General features: G+C 70.1%; 21 protein-coding genes. 2 read left to right on the forward strand and 19 right to left on the reverse strand.

Translation table 11 applies throughout. The annotated features are described in order from the left end of the window. Positions 1-98: 98 nt before the first annotated feature. The 18 genes from JNK84_RS22460 to JNK84_RS22545 form a co-directional block, all read right to left on the reverse strand. The gene (locus JNK84_RS22460) at positions 99-1,463 is read right to left on the reverse strand and encodes an ABC transporter substrate-binding protein (protein WP_293428444.1); all 1,365 of its coding nucleotides are present in this window, start codon (positions 1,461-1,463) and stop codon (positions 99-101) included. 161 nt (positions 1,464-1,624) lie between these two features. Next, entirely contained in the window at positions 1,625-3,340 is a 1,716-nt protein-coding gene (locus tag JNK84_RS22465) for an L-aspartate oxidase (RefSeq protein ID WP_293428445.1), read from the reverse strand. Beyond that, on the reverse strand, positions 3,337-3,951 hold the full coding sequence (locus JNK84_RS22470) for a fumarate hydratase C-terminal domain-containing protein (protein WP_293428446.1): 615 nt from the start codon (positions 3,949-3,951) through the stop codon (positions 3,337-3,339). Before JNK84_RS22470 ends, JNK84_RS22465 begins: the two co-directional genes overlap by 4 nt. Positions 3,952-3,960: 9 nt before the next feature. After that, positions 3,961-4,770: an MBL fold metallo-hydrolase gene (locus JNK84_RS22475; RefSeq protein WP_293428447.1), complete on the reverse strand. Its 810-nt coding sequence runs from the start codon at positions 4,768-4,770 to the stop codon at positions 3,961-3,963. A gap of 10 nt (positions 4,771-4,780) precedes the next feature. Further along, on the reverse strand, positions 4,781-5,662 hold the full coding sequence (locus tag JNK84_RS22480) for a fumarate hydratase (RefSeq protein ID WP_293428448.1): 882 nt from the start codon (positions 5,660-5,662) through the stop codon (positions 4,781-4,783). After that, entirely contained in the window at positions 5,659-6,531 is an 873-nt protein-coding gene (locus JNK84_RS22485) for an ABC transporter permease (RefSeq protein ID WP_441343290.1), read from the reverse strand. Before JNK84_RS22485 ends, JNK84_RS22480 begins: the two co-directional genes overlap by 4 nt. Before the next feature lie 7 nt (positions 6,532-6,538). After that, on the reverse strand, positions 6,539-7,339 hold the full coding sequence (locus JNK84_RS22490; protein WP_293428450.1) for an ABC transporter ATP-binding protein: 801 nt from the start codon (positions 7,337-7,339) through the stop codon (positions 6,539-6,541). A gap of 7 nt (positions 7,340-7,346) precedes the next feature. Then, positions 7,347-8,354, reverse strand: a complete 1,008-nt coding sequence (locus JNK84_RS22495; protein WP_293428451.1) for an ABC transporter substrate-binding protein — start codon at positions 8,352-8,354, stop codon at positions 7,347-7,349. A gap of 35 nt (positions 8,355-8,389) precedes the next feature. Next, on the reverse strand, positions 8,390-9,115 hold the full coding sequence (locus tag JNK84_RS22500) for a sulfite exporter TauE/SafE family protein (protein WP_293428452.1): 726 nt from the start codon (positions 9,113-9,115) through the stop codon (positions 8,390-8,392). An 18-nt stretch (positions 9,116-9,133) separates the two neighbouring features. Further along, the gene (locus JNK84_RS22505; RefSeq protein ID WP_293428453.1) at positions 9,134-9,550 is read right to left on the reverse strand and encodes an aconitase X swivel domain-containing protein; all 417 of its coding nucleotides are present in this window, start codon (positions 9,548-9,550) and stop codon (positions 9,134-9,136) included. 11 nt (positions 9,551-9,561) lie between these two features. Beyond that, on the reverse strand, positions 9,562-10,806 hold the full coding sequence (locus JNK84_RS22510; protein ID WP_293428454.1) for an aconitase X catalytic domain-containing protein: 1,245 nt from the start codon (positions 10,804-10,806) through the stop codon (positions 9,562-9,564). 1 nt (position 10,807) lies between these two features. Next, positions 10,808-11,146, reverse strand: a complete 339-nt coding sequence (locus JNK84_RS22515; RefSeq protein WP_293428455.1) for a succinate dehydrogenase — start codon at positions 11,144-11,146, stop codon at positions 10,808-10,810. Further along, positions 11,143-11,484, reverse strand: coding sequence for a succinate dehydrogenase (locus JNK84_RS22520; protein WP_293428456.1), 342 nt, complete (start codon positions 11,482-11,484; stop codon positions 11,143-11,145). Before JNK84_RS22520 ends, JNK84_RS22515 begins: the two co-directional genes overlap by 4 nt. Further along, positions 11,484-12,212 (reverse strand): succinate dehydrogenase/fumarate reductase iron-sulfur subunit, encoded by a 729-nt coding sequence (locus tag JNK84_RS22525; protein WP_293428457.1) that lies wholly within the window; start codon positions 12,210-12,212, stop codon positions 11,484-11,486. The genes JNK84_RS22520 and JNK84_RS22525 overlap by 1 nt, the downstream gene beginning before the upstream one ends. A gap of 29 nt (positions 12,213-12,241) precedes the next feature. Then, the gene (locus tag JNK84_RS22530) at positions 12,242-13,450 is read right to left on the reverse strand and encodes a UxaA family hydrolase (protein WP_441343289.1); all 1,209 of its coding nucleotides are present in this window, start codon (positions 13,448-13,450) and stop codon (positions 12,242-12,244) included. A 2-nt stretch (positions 13,451-13,452) separates the two neighbouring features. Continuing rightward, the gene (locus JNK84_RS22535) at positions 13,453-13,740 is read right to left on the reverse strand and encodes a UxaA family hydrolase (RefSeq protein ID WP_293428458.1); all 288 of its coding nucleotides are present in this window, start codon (positions 13,738-13,740) and stop codon (positions 13,453-13,455) included. Between the two features lie 154 nt (positions 13,741-13,894). Continuing rightward, positions 13,895-16,123 carry a calcium-binding protein gene (locus JNK84_RS22540; RefSeq protein ID WP_293428459.1) on the reverse strand — a complete coding sequence of 743 codons (2,229 nt, stop codon included), beginning with the start codon at positions 16,121-16,123 and terminating at the stop codon, positions 13,895-13,897. 123 nt (positions 16,124-16,246) lie between these two features. Further along, positions 16,247-17,011, reverse strand: coding sequence for an SDR family NAD(P)-dependent oxidoreductase (locus tag JNK84_RS22545; protein ID WP_293428460.1), 765 nt, complete (start codon positions 17,009-17,011; stop codon positions 16,247-16,249). On the opposite strand from JNK84_RS22545, the gene JNK84_RS22550 reads away from it, so the two are divergent. Both JNK84_RS22550 and JNK84_RS22555 read left to right on the forward strand, forming a co-directional pair. Beyond that, positions 17,010-17,900, forward strand: coding sequence for an aldose 1-epimerase (locus JNK84_RS22550; protein ID WP_293428461.1), 891 nt, complete (start codon positions 17,010-17,012; stop codon positions 17,898-17,900). The two genes, JNK84_RS22545 and JNK84_RS22550, sit on opposite strands and share 2 nt — an antisense overlap. A 5-nt stretch (positions 17,901-17,905) precedes the next feature. Next, positions 17,906-18,787 carry an SMP-30/gluconolactonase/LRE family protein gene (locus JNK84_RS22555; protein ID WP_293428462.1) on the forward strand — a complete coding sequence of 294 codons (882 nt, stop codon included), beginning with the start codon at positions 17,906-17,908 and terminating at the stop codon, positions 18,785-18,787. 5 nt (positions 18,788-18,792) lie between these two features. Here JNK84_RS22555 and JNK84_RS22560 read toward each other — a convergent pair whose 3' ends face one another. Continuing rightward, positions 18,793-20,385, reverse strand: coding sequence for an AMP-binding protein (locus JNK84_RS22560; RefSeq protein ID WP_293428463.1), 1,593 nt, complete (start codon positions 20,383-20,385; stop codon positions 18,793-18,795). Position 20,386: the final 1 nt, after the last annotated feature.

The following is a 20,386-nucleotide window of genomic DNA, read 5'->3' on the forward strand; positions in this document are numbered from 1 at the left end:
CGCCGCGCCCGCCCGGCGACGGCCCGCCCCGCGGGCGGCGGGACGCCGCGAGCGCCCCGCGGCCGCGGCCATCGTCTTCGTCACGTCGGACGTCACGCTCAGAGGTCGAGCTTGTATCCCGCGCGCTGCAGGTCCTGGATCGCCTCGGCCTGCGCCTGCTTCATCGCCGCCGGCGCGTCCTGCTGCTTGGTCGCGATGCGCTCGATGCCCTTGTTGATCTTGTCGCCGACCTGCGGGAACACCGGAACGGTGCGGTACTTCATGTAGCCGGACTTCCCGCCGAGCTCGAGCACCTGGAGGTACATCGACGCGACGTCCTGGCCGTTGAGCGTCAGCGCCTCCTTGAACTCGGGGCTGTTGATCACCGAGCGCCGGCAGACGCTCGGATAGCCGTGCTGCTTGACGATGCGGGTGAGCATCTCCTTGCTCATCGCCCACTTGATGAACTCCCACGCCGCCTCCTTCTTGCGCGAGCCGGCGGGGATGCCGAGGCCGTGGCTGTTCGAGCCGGGAAAGTTGCCCTGCGGCCCGGGCGGCATCAGCGCGTAGCGCACCGTATTCTTGACCGTGGACTCCGCGTGCTTGGCGAGCGGCACGTGCCAGGTGATCGCCTGGGTGCGGATGTTGGCGCGACCCGACATCTGCGAGCGCATCGACTGGTCGTCGGAGTACGACAGCACGCCCTCGGGGCCGTACTTCACGAGCAGGTTCGCGTACCACTCCGCCGACTTCGCCGCCTCCGGCGTGTCCAGCAGCGGCGTGAGGTTCTCGGGCGGGTCCTTGAACACGCGGCCGCCCATGCCCATGAGATAGGGGATCCAGTTCCAGTGATGCAGACGGTCGGCCGTGAAGGCGGCGACGCCGTCCTTGCCATGGATCGCGTCGCACAACTTCACCAGCTCGTCGAAGGTCGTCGGCATCTTCAGGCCGGCCTTCTCGATCAGGTCGTAGCGCGATGCGCTGAGGATCATCGCGCCGGCCTCCCACGCGAAGCCGAAAGTGTCGCCCTTGGCGTTCTGCATCGCCGACTGCGCGCCGGCCACGAAGTCCGCGGCGTCCCAGTCGGGCGGCGTCATGTTCGGGTTGTTGACGAACTCGGAGAGATTCGTCACCCAGTTCGCCCCGATCCAGCGCCCCGAGTAGATGAAGGTGACGTTGATCAGGTCGAGCGCGCTGCCCCGCGTCGAAAGCTCGAGATCGGTGCGCTGGTTGTAGACCGGGAAGGCCTGCATGTTGAAATTGACCTTGATCCCGGTCTTCTCCTCGAATTCCGGGAAGTAGTTCTTCAGGTACTCGAAGAACGTGGTCTGGAACGCGGCCCCGTTGAGGGTCGTGCCCGCATAGGGCCCCTTGGTCTGGCCGATGATCGCCGGCGCATGCAGCGCCACGGCGCCGAAGCCGGCGCCCGCCGCGGCACCGCGCAGCATCGCGCGACGACCGCGCGCCCCCGTCGTCCTGAACATCGCATTCCCTCCCCGTCGCGGATCCGCTCGTGCCGCGCTTCCCGGCGCGGCATCGAGGGCCACGATGATGCGAGACCGGTCGGGGCAAAGCAATCGCGCTCGACGGACGGCCGGTGCGGCGCATGGCCGTCGTCTGCCCGCCGAACCAGCCGAAGGTGCCGCTACTCGGCCGCGCGCAGCAGGCTCTCGCCGGGCCGCACCCGCGTGAAGCGCACCGGCGCGCTGTCGACGTGCCAGCCGTCGCCCTCGAAGCGGACGCGCGTGAACGCGGACTCATCGTGCGCCCCGGAGTGCGGATTGTCGCGGCGGAAATGCGCGCCGCGGCTGTCGTCGCGCCGCATTGCCGCCAGCGCGATCGCGCGGCTCACGAACACGAGGTTCCGCAGGTTGAGCCAGTCGTGCCAGGTGAGATTGAAGCGCCGATCGCCGCCGACGCCGATCGCCTCCAGCGCCGCCTCGAGCTCGTCGAGCGCGGCGAGGCCGCGCGCGAGGCCCTCGGCATCGCGCACGATGCCGACGTCGTCCCACATCACCGCATGCAGGCGCTCGCGGATCGCCTCGAGATCGCCGGTCGGCCGCGCGAAGGGCGCCAGCGCCGCCGCGGCGCCCGCGTCCAAGGCGGTGGCGTCCGGCGTCCGAAGCCCCGCCCCCGCCCGCACGTATCGCGCCATCGCGGCCCCGGCCACGCCGCCGAACACGGTCGAGTTCGCGACCCCGTTGCCGCCCAGCCGGTTCGCGCCGTGCACGCCGCCGGTGTCCTCGCCCGCCGCGAAAAGGCCGTCCAGCGTCGTGCGGCAGTCCGCCGCGAACTCGACGCCGCCCATCATGTAGTGGGCCGTCGGCACGACCTCGACGCGGCCGCCGGCGAGATCGAAGCCGCAATCGGCGCAGCGCTCCACCATGCCCTTGAACTGGCGGCGGACGGTCTCGGGGCCGAGATGGTTCATCTGCAGCCACACGCCGCCGAGCGGCGTGCCGCGGCCGCTGCGGATCACGTCGTCGATGGCGCGGCTGACGATGTCGCGCGTCGCGCGCTCGCCGCGCGGGTCGTAGGCCTGCATGAAGCGCTCGCCCCTGCCGTCGAGCAGCCAGCCGCCCGCCCCGCGCAGTCCCTCCTCCAGCACCGTGCCGGTCATCCGCGTGTCCGGCCCCGCCAGCAGGCCGGTGGGATGGAATTGAACCATCTCCATGTCGCGCAGCGCGAGGCCGGCGCGCAGCGCCATCGCCATGCCGTCGCACGACTTGTCGCCCGACGGCGTGTGGTAGCGGTACATCGTCGGGCCGCCGCCCGTGGCGAGCAGCGTCGCCTTCGCGCGCACCAGCACGAACTCGCCGTCGCGCATGTCGACGAGCAGCACGCCGGCGAGGCCGCCACCGTCCGCCGAAGGGATCAGTTCGAGCGCGCGATGCTCCTCGAGCCGCTTCACGCCTTTCGCCCAGACCTGTTCGGCGAGACGGTTGACGATCTCGATCCCGGTCAGGTCGCCCTTGTGCACCGTGCGGTCGAAGGTCTGGCCGGCGAACGCCTTCTGGTGGACGGTACCGTCGGGATTGCGGTCGAAGAAGCAGCCGTAGTCGAGCTCGAGCTCGCGGATGCGCCGCTGCGCCTCGGTGACCAGGATCCAGGCGAGCTCCTGGTCGTTGAGCCACTGGCCGCCCTCGATCGTGTCCATGAAATGACGTTCGACGGAGTCGCCCGGCGCCAGCGCGACGTTGTAGCCGCCCTGGACCATGCGCGTGCAGCCGCACTTGCCGAGCAGGCCCTTGACCGCGATCGTGACGTCGAGCCCGGGGTCGACTGCCAGCGCGTGCAGCGCGGCGAACAGCCCGGCGCCGCCGGAACCGAGGATCAGGATGTCGGTGTCGATCCGCCTCATGCGCCGACGCCGAGCCGGGCGAGCGCCGCGGCGCGGCGCGCCTGCGCCGTGGCCTCGACCGCCGTGTAGAGCGAGCCCCCATGGCTGTCCATCGCCACCAGCAGCGGGCCGAAGCCGCGAACGCGGAACTTCCACAGGGACTCCGGATTGAGGTCGTCGAGATCGACGTCCTCGATCTGCTCGATCCACGTCGTCTCGAGCGCGGCCGTGCCGCCGATGATCGCGAGATAGGCGCCGCCCATCGCCGCGAAGGCCGCGGACGTGGCGGGTCCCATCCCGCCCTTGCCGATGACGATGCGGACCCCCTCGCGCCGCATGAGCGGTTCGGTGAAGCGCTCCATGCGCGACGAGGTCGTGGTGCCGATGCAGACGGGCGCGTAGCCGGCGGGATGCTCGTTCGAGCCGGCGGGCACCTTGCGCACGTTGGGCGCGGTGTGGATGACGGCATGGCCGCGCAGATCGAAACGCGTCCGGCGGCCGCGGTCGAACATGTGGATCAGCGTCGCGTCGCGGATCCCGAACAGCGTGCCGTCGAGCGTCACGTGATCGCCGACGCGCAGGCTGCGCGCCTGCGCCTCGTCGATCGGCATGGTGAATCGATGCTCGGTCATGATCCGGGATCAGCCTCGCTGCGGTCGCAGGATCAGGATCTCGCGCGCCGCGGGCAGCGTGCCGCGCGAGAAGACGGTCGATGGCCCCTCGTTGAGGCGCACCTGATAGCCGAGCCGCGGGTGGCTCACGACCCGCTCGGTAAATCCCAAGAGCGTCATCTCGCCGAAATAGTGCATCGGGACGATCACCTGCGGCCCGACCTGCTCGATGACCTCGACCATCTCCTGCGCGCCGAGCGTCCAGGTGCCGTCGACCGGGACGAACATGATGTCGATATGGCCGAGCTGCTTGAGGTGCTCGGGCGTGAGCCGGTGGTGGAGATGGCCGAGATGGGCGATGCACAGCCCGGCGGTCTCGAACACGAAGATGGAGTTGCCGTTGTAGGCGGTGCCCATTCCTTCGCGGATGTTCGTGGGCACGTTGCGGACCTGGACGTCGCCGTAGACGAGGTCGTGCTCGGCAGGCTTCTGCGGCGAGCCCCAGCCCTCGAGCACGTGCACCACACCCGGCTCGATGCTCCGGCTGTAATGCGTCGAGTGCGCGATGTTCATGGTCACGATGTGCGGCGTGACCCGGGCGCGGACATAGTCGTTGTAGTCGGTGGCGACGCGCACCCCCTCGGCGGACTCGATCAGGAACGTCGAGTGGCCGACATAGGTGACCTGGACCTCGCCGCGCTCGAGCGCCACCGGCGCCAGGCTCGCCAGGCGCTCGGCCCCCGGCACCCCTGCCACGTTGCGCAGGCAGACGGCGGCGGCCCGGTCGGCCAGCGCCGACAGCAGGATCGCGACGAGGAGGAGGACGGGTCGAAGCGTCATGGGCCGCTCCTCAGAATCCGATCTCGATTCCCGCCGGCGTGAACACCGCGGTGGCGCGGCGCGCCGAGTGGCACTGGATGTTCACGGCGACCGGATTCATCGTGATGTGCGTCGCCGCGGTCTCGACATGTACCGCGAAGGCGGTCGAATCGCCGCCGAGGCCCTGCGGCCCGATCCCGAGCATGTTGACCGCCGCCGAAAGCTCCGCCTCGAGCGCCGCACCCTCCGGGTCGCCGCAGCGGCTGCCCAGCGGACGCGTCGCCGCGACCTTGGCCAGGTGCATGCAGAGATCCGACGTGCCGCCGACCCCGACGCCGACGATGGTCGGCGGGCAGACCTTGCCGCCGGCCTCGATGACGCGGTCGACGACGAAGGCCTTGATGCCGTCGACGCCGTCCGCCGGGATCAACATGCGCAGGAACGAGCCGTTCTCGGAGCCCGAGCCCTTGGGGATCATCTCGATGGACAACCGCTCGGGCCCCTCGTCGAAGTCGATGTTGACGACCGGCACATGGCGGCCCGACGAGCTGTGCTCGTTGCGCCGCGTGATCGGATGCACGACCGAGGAGCGCAGCGGGTGCTCGCGCGTCGCGCGGGCCGTGCCGCGCGCGATCGCCTGCTTGAGCGCCCAGCCGTCGACCGCGACGTTTCGGCCGATGACGACGTTGTAGATCGGGATGCCGGTGTCCTGGCACAGGAGGTTCTCGGTCCGCTCGGCGACCGCGATGTTCTCGATCATCGTCGCCAGCACCGAGCGCGCCGTGGCGTCGGTCTCGGCCGCATCCAGTCGCCGGAAGCCCTGCTTGACGTCGTCGGGCAGGATCTTCAGGGCGCGGATGTAGAGGAGCTTGGCGGCCTCCTCGACCGCGTCGATGTCGACGTGGAGGGTCATCGCTGCATGCCCCATTTGCGTACGGTGTGCCGCTCGATCCAGCGGAAGATCACGCTCTCGACGAACAGCCCGATCAGGATCACCGCGAGCAGCCCGGCGAAGACGTTGGTCGTCTCCATCTGGTTCTTGTTCTCGAAGATGTACCAGCCGAGCCCGCCCGAGCGCGACGACGTCCCGAAGACGAGCTCGGCGGCGATCAGCGTGCGCCAGGCGAAGGCCCAGCCGATCTTCAGCCCCGCCAGGATCGACGGGAACGCCGCGGGGATCAGGATCCGTGTCACGTAGCCGAGGCCGCTCAGCCCGACATTTCGACCGGCCATGCGGAGGGTCTCGGGCACCGCGAGAAACCCGGTGTGGGTGTTGAGCGCCACGGCCCACAGAACGGAATGCACGATCACGAACACGAAGCTCGGGATGCCGAGGCCGAACCAAAGCAGCGCGAGGGGCAGCAGCGCGATGGCCGGCAACGGGTTGAACATCGCCGTGAGCGTCGACAACAGGTCGGTGCCGATGCGCGTCGAGACGGCGAGGGTCGTGAACACCGCGGCGAGCGCGATCCCGGCTCCGTATCCCATCGACAGGATCTTGAGCGAGGTCGCGATGCGATCGAGCAGTGCGCCGCGCGTCGTCGCGTCCCAGAACGCCACCAGCGTGTCGCTCAGCGTGGGAAACAGCAGGTCGTTGCCCACCCAGCGCGCGTAGCCCTCCCACGCGAGCGCCAGCACCGCGAGGATGAAGGCCTTGCGGGCGATCTCGTTGTTCCGCAGCCGGTCGGTCAGCGACAGCGGCCGCTCGGCGACGCCGAGATCCCCGCCCGTGACCTCGCGATGGACGAATTCCGGCCGCACCGGCGGGGCGGCCTTCTGCATCGCGGCCTCAGCCATGGGCCGCCGCCGGCGCCGCGCGCTCCGCGAAGAGCATGTCGTGGATCGTGCGGTCGAGCGCCTGGAATTCGGGCGACCCCTGCGTGCCGAGCCCGAACTCGTGCGCATTGAGCTCCGCCTTCACGCGCCCCGGATGCGGGCTCAGGACCAGGATGCGCGACCCGACGAGGATCGCCTCCTCGATCGAGTGGGTCACGAAGATGACCGTGAAGCGCGCCTCGTCCCAGAGTTGCAGCAGCTCCTCCTGCATCTCGCGCCGCGTGAGCGCGTCGAGCGCGGCGAACGGCTCGTCCATCAGCAGCACGTCGGGCTCGAGCGCCAGCGCGCGCGCGATCGCGACGCGCTGCTTCATGCCGCCGGACAGCATGTGGGGATGGACATCCGCGAACTTCGACAGCTTGACCTTGGCGATGAACCGGTCGGCGCGCTCGCGCGCCTCGGCGCGGCTGAAGCGCCCGCTGCGCAGCATCGCGAACATCACGTTCTGCCGGACGGTCTTCCACGGCAGGAGCTGGTCGAACTCCTGGAACACCATCATGCGGTCGGGCCCGGGCCGGTCGACCCGGCGGCCGTTGAGTCGGATCTCGCCCTCGACCGGGTGCATGAATCCGGCGATGCCCTTGAGCAGCGTGGACTTGCCGCAGCCCGAGGGGCCGAGGAGGACGAAGCGGTCGGCGGCATAGACGTCGAAGCTGACGCGGTAGGTTGCGGTGACGAGGTGATCGCGCGTCTTGTACTGCAGCGTCACCCCGTCGACCTCGAGGCGCTTGCCCGATGCGGGGTCACGGTCCATGCGGCGCTCAACTGCCGGCGACGCCGTGCACGTCGGGGAAGAACATGTCCTGCCACGACGCCGGCTTCTCGCGGATCGAGCCGACCTTGTGCATGAACTCGGCATATCTCATGACGTTCTGCGGCACGGTCGTGAAGACGTTCTCGGGGTCCCGGATCATCTTCTCGATGAAGGCCGGGGCGAGCTTCGACTTCTCCGCCTCGATCCACAGCGCCGCCATGCCTGCCGGATCGGCCTTGATCATCGCCATCGCCTCGGCGAGGGCCGCGAGCAGGGCACGATAGGCGCGCGGATTGGCCTCGCGCCACTTGGCCGTGCACCACACCGTGTTGAACGTCGCCGGTCCGCCGAGCACTTCGTACGACGACAGCACGCGGCGGACGCGCGGATCCTCGAGCTGCTGGTACATGAAGGGTGCCGAGGTGAAGTGCGCGTTGATCTCGCTGCGGCCCGACATCATCGCCGCGTGGCCGTCGGGATGCGACATCGACACGGTGAGCCGGTCGAGCGCGTCGAACTTGCCGAGTTCGCGCTCGGCCGCCATCTGCAGCGTGACTGCCTGGATCGAGACCTTCACCGCCGGCATCGCGATGCGATCCTTGTCGCCGAAGTCCTTCAGCGACTTCACCGCCGGGTTGATGGTGTTGAGGTAGAGCGGCATCGAATTGAGCGAGGCGATGCCGCGCACGCCGAGATTGGCCTTGGTCCGCGCCCAGATCGTCACCAGCGGCCCGACGCCGCCACCCGCGACGTCGAGCGAGCCGGCGACGAGCGCGTCGTTCATCGGCGCCCCCGCGGAGAGCTGCGACCAGGAGACCTTGAGGTCGGCAAGGCCGGCGGCGGCGGCATGCTTCTCGATCAGGCCGCGGATCTCGAGGATCGTCAGCGGCAGGTAGGAGATGCCGAACTGCTTGGCGATGCGCAGCTCCTTGGCCTCCTGCGCGCGCGCCGACCAGACGCCCAGCGACGGGGCTGCCGCCATGCCCGCGAGCACGGCGCGACGTGTGGTCCTCATGCATTCCTCCCTAGGGCGATCGTTTTCGAGTCAGCCTACCACAGCACCAGCATCAGTCCGGAAGCCATCAGCAGCAGCAGGACCACGCGCCGGAACCCCTGCTCGTCGATGCGCTGGTACAGCGTCATGCCCGTCCACACCCCGAGCAGCATCGCGGGCAGAAGCTGCAGGAAGAGCCACAGCGTCGCGACCGTGACGCCGCCGGCCAGTGCCAGCGCCGCGAAGCCCAGCAGCTGCACCAGCACGACGAAGGGCTGGTAGACCGCACGCTGCTCGTCGCGCGGCCAGCCGCGGAAGCCGCACCAGATCGTCGGCAGCGAGCCCGAAAGTCCGGCGAGGCCGCCGAGGAACCCGCCCGCGACGCCGACGGCCCCGTCCGCGGCCCGGCCGCCCCAGGCGAGCACGCGCGGCACGCCGCGCCACAGGCTGTAGGACGAGTAGGCGATGAGGAAGCTGCCGATGGCGTCGCGGAAGCGGCCGACCGAGACGTGCTGGAGCGCCCAGGTGCCGAACGGCACCCCGACGATGCCGCCGATCAGGAAAGGCGCAAGTCGGCGCGCGTCCATCGCATGGCGCAGGCGCCAGATGGTGAAGAACTGGGCGACGATCGAGCCGAGCAGGACGAGCGTAGTGGAGTCCGTCGGAGGCAGCACGTGGAGGAACGTGGCCGAGGCGATCAGCGCGAAGGCGAAGCCCGACAGGCCCGAGGCGAAACCGCCGGCGAAGCTTCCGAGCAGGAGCAGGACGAAGTCGATCGACAAGGACTCTCCCGGGCGGCCTCAGCCGGCGTGGATCGTGACGGTGCCGGCCGCCGGGTCGACGGTGACGCGCGCCCCGTTCGGGATCGCCGCCGTGACGTCGATGTCGAAGCGGTCCATGAACGCGAGGTCCGCGAAGGCCGCCCCCTGCGCCATGATCGGGTTCGAGGTATTGAGCAGCAGGGCCGCCGGGGCCATGCGCCGGGCGGCCATCTCGCGCAGCATCCAGGCGGTCGCGACGCCGCCCTTGGCGCCGAGCAACACGAGCACGCGGCCGACATAGCCCTGCCCGTACAGCCTGTGGGCGGGCCGCGAGAACACGCCGTTGATGCGGTCGAGGTCGTAGCGGGCGCTGAAATAGTCCGACGCGACGAGCGCGGCGGCGGTGACGCGCGGCCCGATCCCGGGATGGGCGCGAAGGATCCTGTCACCGCTCAAAGCACGCTCCTTCACAGCACCCTGCCCGCCACGGCGGACTCGATGCAGCGCTCCATCGTCGCAAGTGTCGGCTTGTAGCCGTAGCCACCGATGATGTTCACGAGCTTGGCCGAGTTGCTCATCAGCCGCGTCCAGCCGTTGGCCTCGCCGATCTCGCGCGCGTGCATCTGGTAGAAGCACACGCCGCCGAGCACGATCGCCCCGCTCGCCTCGATCCGCTGCACGAGCCCGTGGCGGACGGCCGAGGCGCGGATCTCGGGCGCGGTGATCGCCAGCATCGTCGTCGCGGGATGCACGCGCTTGCCGTCGAGCAGTGCCGCCAGCGTCTCGAGCTCGAACAGCGACAGCTGCGGTGCCGAGAACACGACGACGTCGAGCTTGTCGCCCGGCGCGTCGAAACCCTTGTAGAACGCCGCGAGGTCGTCGGCGGCGACCCGCACCGGCGACGGCCCGGCACCGTCGACGACGGCGGCGCGCGTCGGCGCCTCCGGCGTGATCCCCGGCATGTGGAACAGCGCGACGGTGCCGTAGCTCGCGAGCGCGGCGCCGAAATGCTTGAGCTGGTCCGAGGTCGGCCGCGCTTCGAAGCCTTCGATCAGCGGCACCGACCAGTAGCTCTGCAGCTTCCTGCCGATCAGCCCGCCGAGCGCGCCCCAATCGGCCCAGTTGTGCGGCTGGACCTCGATGCGGAAGGCGTGCGTCGCCCGCCGCCGCTCGGGCAGGTGGTAGCCGTAGCGCGGCGTACGGCCCGTGAGCGCGGCGGCGAGCGCCGAGGGCCCGCCCTCGAAGTTCGTCCGCGCGCCCTGCACCGAGTTGGCGTAGATCGTCGAGCCGGTGTCGCCGAAGGCGAGATGCTGGCCGAGCACCGGCGGCATGACGATCTGGTAGTTGATGCAGGTGTCGGTCATCAGCACGCCGAGCGCGCGGAAGGCGTCGATCGCGCGCCGCTCGAGATCGGCCATCCACTCCGTCTGCCGCAGCCGCCGATAGGCGTCGAAGTCGATCCCGCGCGGATCGGTGATCGTCGGCACGCGCACCCGGCGCTCGGCCTCGGGTGCGCGCGCGACTTCCTCGAGGAACTCGACGCCGCTCGCGCCGAGCGACTCGGTGTCGGCCATGATGTGCACCTGGGCGACCTCGACGAAGTCCTGCGCGTCGAAGAACCGGCCGACGCGCAGCTGCTGCTCGATCGCCCACTGGCGCGTCCGGCCCAGCTCGCCGGCCTGCATCGCCTTCTCGATCTCGCCGAGACGCATGTCAAAGCCCCGCGTTGAAGAGGAAGAGGAGACCGGCAGCGAGCGCGAAGCCGCCGCCGGCAGCGACGATCGACTGCGTGCGCGGGCGCCAGCCGAAGAACTCGAGGCCGAGCAGGCGCACGCCGCCCGCGAGGTGCGCCGCGAGCAGCACCACGAGCCCGAACTCGGCGAGCTTGACCAGCGGATGTTCGGCCCAGTGCAGGAATCCGTCGAGCCGCGCCGCGCCCTCGATCGCGGTGCCGAGCGCCCAGAAGTGCAGCGGCAGGAACAGCGTCAGCAGCAGCCCGGAGATGCGGTGCACGAGGAAGGCGCCGTAGCTTGCGTGCGCGCGATGCCTCATCGGAACAGCCCTCCCACCGCGCGCCAGCCGGCGACGACCAGGAGGACCGCGAACGCGGCGACCCCGGCGTCGAGCGGGCGGCCGCGCAGCGGCGTCCACTCGCGCAGGATCGCGCGCAGGCCCAGCGGTGCGTGCACCGCCACCGCCGCGACGAACAGGCCGTAGAAGCAGAGCCAGCCCATCGACTCGCGGGTGCGGCCGAGGATCTCGGCCGCCGTCAGGCCGCCGCGCACGGCGTAGAGCATGGTCGCGAGATGCACGACGACGCACAGCGCGAGCACCGCCGCCGAGGCGCGCTGCGCCAGCCACAGGCGCGCCTCCAGCGGGGCGCGGCGCATCAGATGTCGCCCCGGATCATCGCCCAGGCGGCGAGGCGCTTGAGGCCCGCGATCGAGCCCGTGGCGTCGATCGACTTCGGGCAATGCGCGCGGCAGCTCTCGTGGCTGTGGCAGCTGTGGCAGCCGGCGTCGCCGGATATCGCCGCGAGGCGCTCGAGCTGGGCGCCGTCGCGCACGTCGTTGACCAGCGTCCAGGCGCGGTTGAGCGCCGCGGGCCCGAGGTAATCGGCGTTCCATCGCACGCTGTCGCAGGCCGCGTAGCACACCGCGCAGCCGATGCACTCGATGGCCGCATCGGCCTCGCGACGCTCGGGCGAGGACGGCGGCACGACCGCGAACTCCGCGCCGCTCTCGGCCGGCGGCACGAAGCGGCCCATCGCGCGAGCCCACTTGTCGAAGAACGGGGCGAGGTCGACCGCGAGGTCGCGCAGGCGCGGCAGGTTCTCGAGCGGCCCCACCACGAGCCGGCCGTCCTCGGCGACCCGCTCGACATGGGTCCGGCAGGTCCAGCGCGGCCGGCCGTTGACCGTCATCGCGCAGGACCCGCACATGCCCACCCGGCAGGCGAAGCGGTAGGCGAGCGAGGGATCGAGCTTGCGCTGGATCCACGTGACGACGTCGAGGACCGTCTGGTTGGCGCGCCGCGGCACCGAGAAGCGCTCGTAGCGCCCCTCGGTGCCGCCGCGCCAGACCTCCACCTGCAGCTCGCCGGCTCGCGGGTCGGACATGGCGAGGCGCGGGCGACGGCCCGCGTGCTTCAGGCGCTCTGGTAGAGCTTGGTCATCACGAACTCGCGATGACCGAGCGCCTCGGCGCAGGTGTTCCGGCCGTTGCAGGTGCGGATCATGATGTCGATGAGCCGGTCGCCCGCCTCGTCGAGATCCATCTCGCGCCGCAGGATCCCCGAGACGTCGAGGTCGATGTGCTCGGGCATCTCGCGCGCCGTCTTCGGATTGGCCGTCAGCTTGATCACCGGTTCGATCGGATTGCCGATGACGTTGCCCTGCCCCGTCGGGAACAGGTGGACGACGAAGCCGGCGGCGGCCTGCAGCGTCACGCATTCGGCGGCGGCGGACGACGTGTCCATGAAGTAGAGGCCCGGGCCCTTCACCGGCTCCTCGGCCGGCTTCAGGACGTCGATGTACTTCGTCTTGTGGCCGATCTTCTGGAAGTTGCCGAAGGCCTTCTCCTCGATCGTCGACAGGCCGCCCGCGATGTTGCCCTTGGTGGGCTGGCTCTCGGACAGGTCGCTCGTCTTGTAGCGGTTGATCATGTCCTGGTAGGCGCCGAAGGTCGCCATGAATTTCGCGGCGACGTCCTTGTTGAGCGCGCGCTTGGCGCACTCGACCTCGGCCCCCGTCAGCTCGGACGTCTCGCCGAAGCAGGTCCACGCCCCCATCGGGTCGATCTTGTCGACGAGATTCCCGACCGTCGGGCAGGACGCGAGGCCCGACGTCGTGTCGGACTCGCCGCACTTCGTCGACACCCAGAGCTCCTCGATCGAGCACTCCTCGCGCTGCTTCTCGGTGGCGTCCATCAGGAACTGCTGCGCCTTGCGGCTGGCCATCTCGATGACCTTGAGGTCGCCGTTGCCCTCGATGGCGAAGCCGGCGACCGGCTTGCCCGTCTTGGCGATGCCCTCGACGACGCGACCGGTCCATCCCGGCTCGATGCCGATGACGATGACCGCGGCCACGTTCGGGTTCGTGCCGGTGCCGATCAGGGTGCGGAAATGAAGCTGCAGGTCCTCGCCGAACTGCAGCCGCCCGTAGGCGTGCGGCAGGGCCAGCGTCCCCTTGATGTTGTTCGCCACCGCCTCGCAGGCGGCATTCGACAGGTCGTCCAGCGGCAGGATGATGACATGGTTGCGGATGCCGACGCGGCCGTTCTCGCGGCGGTAGCCCATGAACTTGAGCTTGCCGACGCTCCGGGAGCGCTTCTTGATCAGGGCTGGGGCCTTGGCCATGGTCACCACCTCTTCGTCTTGATGTTGTGCACGTGGACGTGGCGACCCTTGGCGATCGCGCCCACGACGCGGCCGATGTCGTGCCCGTACTTGAGCACCGTGTCACCCTTCTTGAGATCGGACAGCGCGATCTTGTGGCCGAGCGGCACCGGATCGAGCGCCTTGACGGTGATCGTCCCGTCGCCCTCGATGACCCAGCCGGTCAAGGTCTGCCCGGCCTTGACGTCCTCCACGACAATGACGCCGACGTTGTCGGTCTTGTCGTGCACGATGAAATGGGTGGTCGGCATGTCGCTCCCTTGTGCGCGAGCACCGCTTGGTGCGGCGAGGTCGCGACCCTAGGAGCGCGGACAGGACGCGTCAACGCGCCCGCGCCGGCGACGGCGCTGGCGCCGGTTCCCCGGGGCGCGCGACGCGACGCCCCGGGGCGGCCTGCGGGCTGCCTCAGAAGACGAAGTCGCTCGCCTTCATCGCGAAGTTGCCGATCACGTCGATCTGCAGGTCCGCGACCCGGTCTCCGTTCACGTCGCCCTCGAGGAGCATGATGTTGTTCTGCCCGACCGTGTAGCGCAGCTCGCCCGCGACGCCCGTGAACGCCGCGGTGCCGATCAGCGTGAAGGCCTGGTCGCCGGCGGCGGCGGCGTCGGCATCGAGGGCGGAAAGGTCGATGCGATCGCCTTGCGCCTGCGAGAAGTCGACGATCAGGTCGCGGTCCGAGCCCGCAGGCGTGTCGGACAGCAGGGTCATCCGGAACGTGTCCGCGCCGGCATCGCCGGTCAGGCGGTCGCGACGGGCGCCGCCCACGAGCACGTCGTCGCCCGTGCCGCCCGACAGGTAGTCGATGCCGCCGCCGCCCGACACCGTGTCGTTGCCGGCGCCGCCGCTGAGGACGTTCGTGAACCCGTCGCCGGTCAGGATGTCGTTGCCGTCGCCGCCCGTGATGTTCTCGATCGATGCCAGCAGATCGTTCCCGGCACCGCCGGTGTTCTGCATGCCCGCGATCGCGAGGCTGACGGTCACGCCCGCGGCGGTGCCGGCATAGCTCGCGGTGTCGACCCCCGCCCCGCCATCGAGGATGTCGTCGCCGGTGCCGCCGATCAGCGTGTCCTGGCCGGCATTGCCGATCAGCGTGTCGTTGCCCGCGCCGCCGGTGAGGACATTGGAGAGGCCGTTCCCGATCAGCATGTCGGATCCGCTGCCTCCGACCAGGTTCTCGATCGACAGCAACGTGTCGATTCCCGCGCTGCCGGTGTTCTGGGGGCCGATGACCGCCAGCGAAACGATGACCGGCGACGTGAAGCTGGCGTAGGTCGCCGTGTCGAGGCCGTCGCCGCCGTTGATGACGTCGTTGCCGCCGCCGCCGTTGATGAAGTCGTTGCCGGCGCCGCCGTCGATCGTGTCGTCGCCGAGATTGCCGTTGAGCACGTTGGCCTGGGCGTCGCCGGTGATGACGTCGTTGCCGGTCCCGCCGGTCACCGTCTCGATCGAGACGAGCGTGTCGATCCCCGCCCCGCCGGTGTTCTGCGCGCCGCTCAGCGCAAGATTGATCGTGACCGCGGCGGTCGCGCTCGCGTAGTTCGCGTGGTCCTGGCCAGCGCCGCCGTCCAGGATGTCGTTGCCCGCGCCGCCGATCAGCACGTCGTTGCCGGCGCCGCCGGTCAGCGTGTCGTTCAGCGTGCCGCCCGTCAGCGTGTCGTTGCCGTCGGTCCCCACGAGCACGAGGCCGGACGGCGGAGGAGGCGGCGGGGGCGGGGGCGGCGGCGAGGCCGGCACCCACGGGCTCGTCGTGTCGAGGGTGACGGGCGTCGAAAGGATGGAGTTCCCCGTCTGGGTCGATGCCCCGACCACGACCTGGGTCAGGCCGTAGAGCTTGTTGCCGAGGACGGTCGCGTTGACCGAGCCGATGTTGAGGATGCCGTAGCCCGTGCCGCCGAAGCTCTCGATCGTGTTGTTCTGCACGAGCAGCGACGAGGTCGGATAGCCGATCCCCTCCGTGCCGTAGGCGATGACCGAGCGGTTGGGGCTGTTCGGCCCTTGGACGATGATGTTGTCGGCGATCGTCGCCTTGCCGCCGTTGGAGATATCGATCGAGTAGCTGATCGCGCTGTTGTTGTCGTAGAGGCGCGATCCGGTGACGACGGTCTCCGCGGCGCGGCTCTTGATCAGGTGCCCGGCGGCGCCGTCGTGGAAGTAGCTGTTGACGACCTCGAGCTTGGCGATGTTGCCGGTGTACACCGCGTGCGCCTGGCCGGTGTTCATGGTGTGGTTCGCGAACTCGGAGTTCACCAGCCGGATCGTGCCGGTCGCCACGCTGTTGGCCAGGATGTGCGTCTGGTTGTGGTGGAAGTAGCTGTTCTCCACGACCATGTTTCCGCCCTGGTAGCGGATGCCGGCGCCGTTCTCGTCGGGCACGCGCGCGCCGGTGAACTCGAAGCCCCGGATCGTGACGTCGTTGTTGACGATCAGGATGCCCTTGCCGTTGCCCGGCATCACGGTCGCCTCGAGCTTGGCGAGGCCGCCGACGGATTCCATCGTGATCTTCGCGTTCACCGTGCCGAAGTCGTTGGTGTAGGTGCCGGCCTGGACGCGGACGATGTCGCCGTCATGCGCCGCCGACAGCGCGTCCGCAATTCGCGAATAGGTTTGACCGGAACCGACGTTGAGAATGGCCATGGACAGAGATCCTCCGGAATGATCGGCATTGCGCCCGAACGTCGGACGCTATGCGCTGCGGAGTTAATCTCTAGTTGCCCCTCGCCTCTTCTGACGCGTGACCTGCGTGTGATCTCACGACGATCAGGATAAACCCGCGTCAACTTTGAACGATTGCGCAGTGATCGCCCGGCTGTCGTCGGCCGCGAGGAACAGGGCCATGCGCGCGATATCCGGCGGCTCGACCAGCGTGTCGAGGCACTGTTCGCGCCGGAAGCGCGCGATCATCTCCTCGCTCCACCATTTCGTCACCTGACGCTCGGTCCTGGTGGCGCCCGGCATGATCGAGTTCACTCGGATATTCTGCGGACCGAGTTCCCGCGCCATCACCGTCGTCAGGCCCTGGATCGCCGCCTTGGCCGTGGTGTAGCCGACCATGCCGGTCGTCTTCCGCTGCCAGCTGATCGAGCCGAAATTCACGATCGAGCCCCCGCCCGCCGCGGCCATCCCCGGCGCGACCGCCTGCAGCGCGAAGAACTGGTGGCGCAGGTTCACGTCCTGCGTCTCGTCCCAGTACGCCGGCGTGACCGCCTTCCAGTCGTGGCGGTCGTCGCGCGCGGCATTGTTGATCAGCGCCCGCACGGGCCCCAGCTCGCGCTCGACGCGCGCGACGGCAGCGCGCAGCGACGCGATGTCGCGCAGGTCGCACTCGATGAACAGCGGCGCGGAATGGCCGCGCCCGCGGACCGCCTCGACGAGCGCCCGGCTCGCCTCGACCGCGATGTCGATGAAGGCGACCCGCGCGCCCTGGGCGCAGAAATGCTCCGTGATCGAAGCGCCGATGCCCGAGCCGCCGCCGGTGATCAGCACGACACGGTCCCGGAGACTCGGATAGGATGCGAACGCCATGAACGATACCTCTCACCCGATCATTGCCTTGAGCGCCGGCGCGCTCGTCCTCGAACTGGCGCCCAGCGCCGGCGGCATCATCGTCGGATTCCGCCGCGGCGACACGCTGATCATGCGGGCGCCCGACCGCGCGGCGATCGCCGCCGGCAGTCCGCGCGGCGGCGCGAGCTGGCCGCTCGTCCCCTACTCCAATCGCATCCGCAACGGCCGCTTCCCCTGGGCCGGGCGCATCATCACCCTCGCGCAGGACGAGCTCAGCAGGGGGCACGCGATCCACGGCCAGGGGTGGCGCGCGCCCTGGACCGCGCACGACGTGTCGCAGTCCGCGGCGACGCTGCGCCAGGTCCACGCCGCCGACGGCTTCTGGCCGTTCGACTACGAGGCGCGGCAGTCCTTCGCGCTCACCCCCGACGGGTTCACCCTGTGGATGGCGCTCACCAATACCGGCAAGGCGCCGATGCCGGCCGGGCTGGGCCATCATCCCTATTTCCATCGCACCGCCGACGTGCGGCTGCGGGTGGCGACGCGCGAGATCTGGGAAACCGACGCCGAGGTGCTGCCGGTGCGCCGCGTTCCCGTGCCCCCGGCGGCCGACCTCTCCGCCGGCCGCGCGGTGAACTCGATCGAGTCCGACCACGTCCATGTCGGATGGAAGCGGCCCGCGGTGATCGAGTGGCCTTCCGCTCGCCTCGCCCTCGATATCGACGCTACGCCGATCTACGACCGGCTCGTCGTCTTCGTGCCTCCCGGCGAGCCGTTCTTCGCGATCGAACCGGTGAGCCACGACACCGACGCGCTCAACCGCCCCCAGGACGACACCGGCATGCGCACGCTCGCGCCCGGCGAGACGCTGCAGGGCGACATGCGATTCACCGTGCGGAGCCTCTGACGACCATGCTGAAGACCTTGCGCTGCGCCCTCGACTGCCGTGCCTTTCTCGGCGAGGGGCCGACCTGGGATCCGCAAGGCCAGGCGCTGTGGTGGTGCGACATCTACGGCCCCACGCTCGAACGCTGGGTGCCGGAGTCCGGCGACCGGCGAAGCTGGACGCTGCCCGAGCCGGTCGGCAGCTTCGCGCTCTGCGAGAGCGGCGACCAGGCGGTCGTCGCGCTCGCCGACGGGTTCCACGTGCTGAATCTCGGCAGCGGGACCCTCACGCCCATCGTCGACCCCGATCCGGAGCGACCGGGCACGCGCTTCAACGACGGGCGTTGCGATCGCCAGGGCCGCTTCCTCGCCGGCACGATGAGCATCGGCCTCAAGCGTTCCAACGCCGCGCTCTATCGCCTCGACGCCGAGCTCGACACCACACGGCTGTTCGGCGACGCGACCGTCGCCAATGGCCTCGCCTTCTCGCCCGACGGGGCGACGATGTACTGGGCCGACAGCCCGGCGCAGACGATCTGGGCATTCGAGTACGACGCCGCGCGCGGCGTGCCGGGCGAGCGGCGCGTCCTCCGCAGCTTCGGACCGGGCGACGGCTATCCCGACGGCGCCGCGGTCGATGCCGAGGGCTGCTACTGGACCGCGATGTTCGCCGGCGGCCGGGTGCTGCGCCTTCACCCGCAGACCGGCGAGATCCTGCGCGAGATCGCCATCCCGGTGCGACGGCCGACGATGCCGGCCTTCGGCGGCGCCGACCTGCGCACGCTCTACGTCACCTCCGCGCGCGAGCACGCCTCGGCGGCGGAACTCGCTCACCATCCGCAGTCCGGATCGATCTTCGCGATCGAGGTCGACGTGCCCGGGCTCGTCGAACCGCGCTTCAAGGGCTGAGCCGGTCAGCGCGGGGCGCCCGGCGCCTCGAAGTCGACGGCTGCGGCCCGCAAGGCGGCGTCGGCCGCCAGCTTGAAGCGCAGCACGCGCTGCGTCGGGCCATAGGGCACCGCATCCACGACCGCGACGAAGCGCGGCAGCTTCGCCGCCGTCAGCCTGGTCGCGAGGAAGGCGCGCAGCGCGGTCGCGTCGACCCGGCAGCCGGCGCGCGGCACGACGGCGAGCAGGATGTCGTCCTCGCCGAGCTCGGAGGGGACCGCGACCGCCGCGGCCTCGCCGACATCGGGATGGCCGAGCGCGGCCTGGTCGATCTCGACCGCGGCGATGTTCTCGCCGCGCCGCCGGATCATGTCCTTGTCGCGCGCGACGAAGGCGTAGGTGCCCGGCGCCACCTCGCGCACCCGGTCGCCGGTGATGAAGAACCCGTCGTTCAGGCTCGCGGCGGTGCGCTCGGGCTCCTCGAAGTAGCCCTGCATCGCCAGCTCCGTCTTCACGAGCAAAGTGCCCGGCTCGCCGACCGGCACGTCGCGGCCGGCCTCGTCGACGACGCGGATCCGTCCCAGCGCACGGCCGTCGGGATGGCGGCAGACGCGCCCCATCGTGCCGACCGCCGGCGGCTCGCCGTAGGGCTGCGCCAGGATGCCGGGAACCTCCGACATGCCGTACCCCTCGGCGATCCAGCGCACGCCGAATTCCTCGCGAAAGACCCGCTGGACGTCGCCCGGCATCGGCACGCAGTAGACGCGATCGAGGCGGTGGCCCGGCACGTACTCCCCGCGCGGGCGCAGGCTCAGGATCTTGCCGATCGAGCCGAGCATGTTGACCTGCGTCGCCGCGCTCTCGCGGGCCAGCGGCCAGAAGCGTGACGCGCTGAACTTGCCTCCGAGCACCAGCGTCGCGCCCGCGGCGAGCGCGCCGCCCAGCGAGTAGAAAAGCGCGTTCACGTGGAACATGGGCAGGATGCACAGCATCCGGTCGTCGGGCTGCAGCCATTGGCGCTCGACGAAGCCTTCGCCGGCAACCACGAAGGTGCGCTGCGCCTGCATCACGCCTTTCGGCGTGCCGGTCGTTCCCGACGTGAACAGGACGATGCAGGTCGTCTCCGGCCGCGGTGGCGGCACGGCCGCATCGAGGGCCGGCAGTCGATCGAAGCCGCCGAAGTCCCGCCCGATCGCGAGCAGCGTCGGCGTCGTGGCGCCGTCGCCGGCGCAGTCCCGCGCGAGCCCTTCGAGCTCCGCGGCGTGGATCAGCACCCGCGGCCGCGCGCGCGCCACGATCGGCCGCGCCTCCTCTCGCTTCAGCTCGGCATTGAGCGGCACGAACATCGCGCCGAGGCGGGCGGCCGCGAAGAAGGCGATCACCGTCTCGGCGACGGTGGGGGCGAGCAGCGCGACGCGGTCTCCGGCGACCACGCCGCGATCGGCGAGCAGCCGTGCCGCGGCCGCGACGTCGGCGGCGAAGCGGCCGTAGGTCCAGGAGCGCGCGCCGTCGACGAGGAACGGCCGGTCCGGTCCGGCCTTCCGGCGCGACTCCAGCAGGCCCGGCATGGTCGCGTCGTGGGACGCGTAGCGCGACAGGGTCTCGATGGGTCGCAGCATC

Origin of the sequence: Phreatobacter sp., assembly GCF_016793595.1 — a bacterium.
Lineage (GTDB): Bacteria > Pseudomonadota > Alphaproteobacteria > Rhizobiales > Phreatobacteraceae > Phreatobacter.

Bases quoted from the DNA above. Each gene is read 5' to 3' on its own strand.
- JNK84_RS22460 (WP_293428444.1), bottom strand. From the start codon at position 1,463: ATGTTCAGGACGACGGGGGCGCGCGGTCGTCGCGCGATGCTGCGCGGT.
- JNK84_RS22480 (WP_293428448.1), bottom strand. From the start codon at position 5,662: ATGACCCTCCACGTCGACATCGACGCGGTCGAGGAGGCCGCCAAGCTC.
- JNK84_RS22485 (WP_441343290.1), bottom strand. From the start codon at position 6,531: ATGCAGAAGGCCGCCCCGCCGGTGCGGCCGGAATTCGTCCATCGCGAG.
- JNK84_RS22555 (WP_293428462.1), top strand. From the start codon at position 17,906: ATGCTGAAGACCTTGCGCTGCGCCCTCGACTGCCGTGCCTTTCTCGGC.
- JNK84_RS22470 (WP_293428446.1), bottom strand. From the start codon at position 3,951: ATGACCGAGCATCGATTCACCATGCCGATCGACGAGGCGCAGGCGCGC.
- JNK84_RS22490 (WP_293428450.1), bottom strand. From the start codon at position 7,339: ATGGACCGTGACCCCGCATCGGGCAAGCGCCTCGAGGTCGACGGGGTG.
- JNK84_RS22515 (WP_293428455.1), bottom strand. From the start codon at position 11,146: ATGAGGCATCGCGCGCACGCAAGCTACGGCGCCTTCCTCGTGCACCGC.
- JNK84_RS22465 (WP_293428445.1), bottom strand. From the start codon at position 3,340: ATGAGGCGGATCGACACCGACATCCTGATCCTCGGTTCCGGCGGCGCC.
- JNK84_RS22495 (WP_293428451.1), bottom strand. From the start codon at position 8,354: ATGAGGACCACACGTCGCGCCGTGCTCGCGGGCATGGCGGCAGCCCCG.
- JNK84_RS22520 (WP_293428456.1), bottom strand. From the start codon at position 11,484: ATGCGCCGCGCCCCGCTGGAGGCGCGCCTGTGGCTGGCGCAGCGCGCC.
- JNK84_RS22545 (WP_293428460.1), bottom strand. From the start codon at position 17,011: ATGGCGTTCGCATCCTATCCGAGTCTCCGGGACCGTGTCGTGCTGATC.
- JNK84_RS22535 (WP_293428458.1), bottom strand. From the start codon at position 13,740: ATGCCGACCACCCATTTCATCGTGCACGACAAGACCGACAACGTCGGC.
- JNK84_RS22530 (WP_441343289.1), bottom strand. From the start codon at position 13,450: ATGGCCAAGGCCCCAGCCCTGATCAAGAAGCGCTCCCGGAGCGTCGGC.
- JNK84_RS22550 (WP_293428461.1), top strand. From the start codon at position 17,010: ATGAACGATACCTCTCACCCGATCATTGCCTTGAGCGCCGGCGCGCTC.
- JNK84_RS22510 (WP_293428454.1), bottom strand. From the start codon at position 10,806: ATGCGTCTCGGCGAGATCGAGAAGGCGATGCAGGCCGGCGAGCTGGGC.
- JNK84_RS22525 (WP_293428457.1), bottom strand. From the start codon at position 12,212: ATGTCCGACCCGCGAGCCGGCGAGCTGCAGGTGGAGGTCTGGCGCGGC.
- JNK84_RS22560 (WP_293428463.1), bottom strand. From the start codon at position 20,385: ATGCTGCGACCCATCGAGACCCTGTCGCGCTACGCGTCCCACGACGCG.
- JNK84_RS22540 (WP_293428459.1), bottom strand. From the start codon at position 16,123: ATGGCCATTCTCAACGTCGGTTCCGGTCAAACCTATTCGCGAATTGCG.
- JNK84_RS22475 (WP_293428447.1), bottom strand. From the start codon at position 4,770: ATGACGCTTCGACCCGTCCTCCTCCTCGTCGCGATCCTGCTGTCGGCG.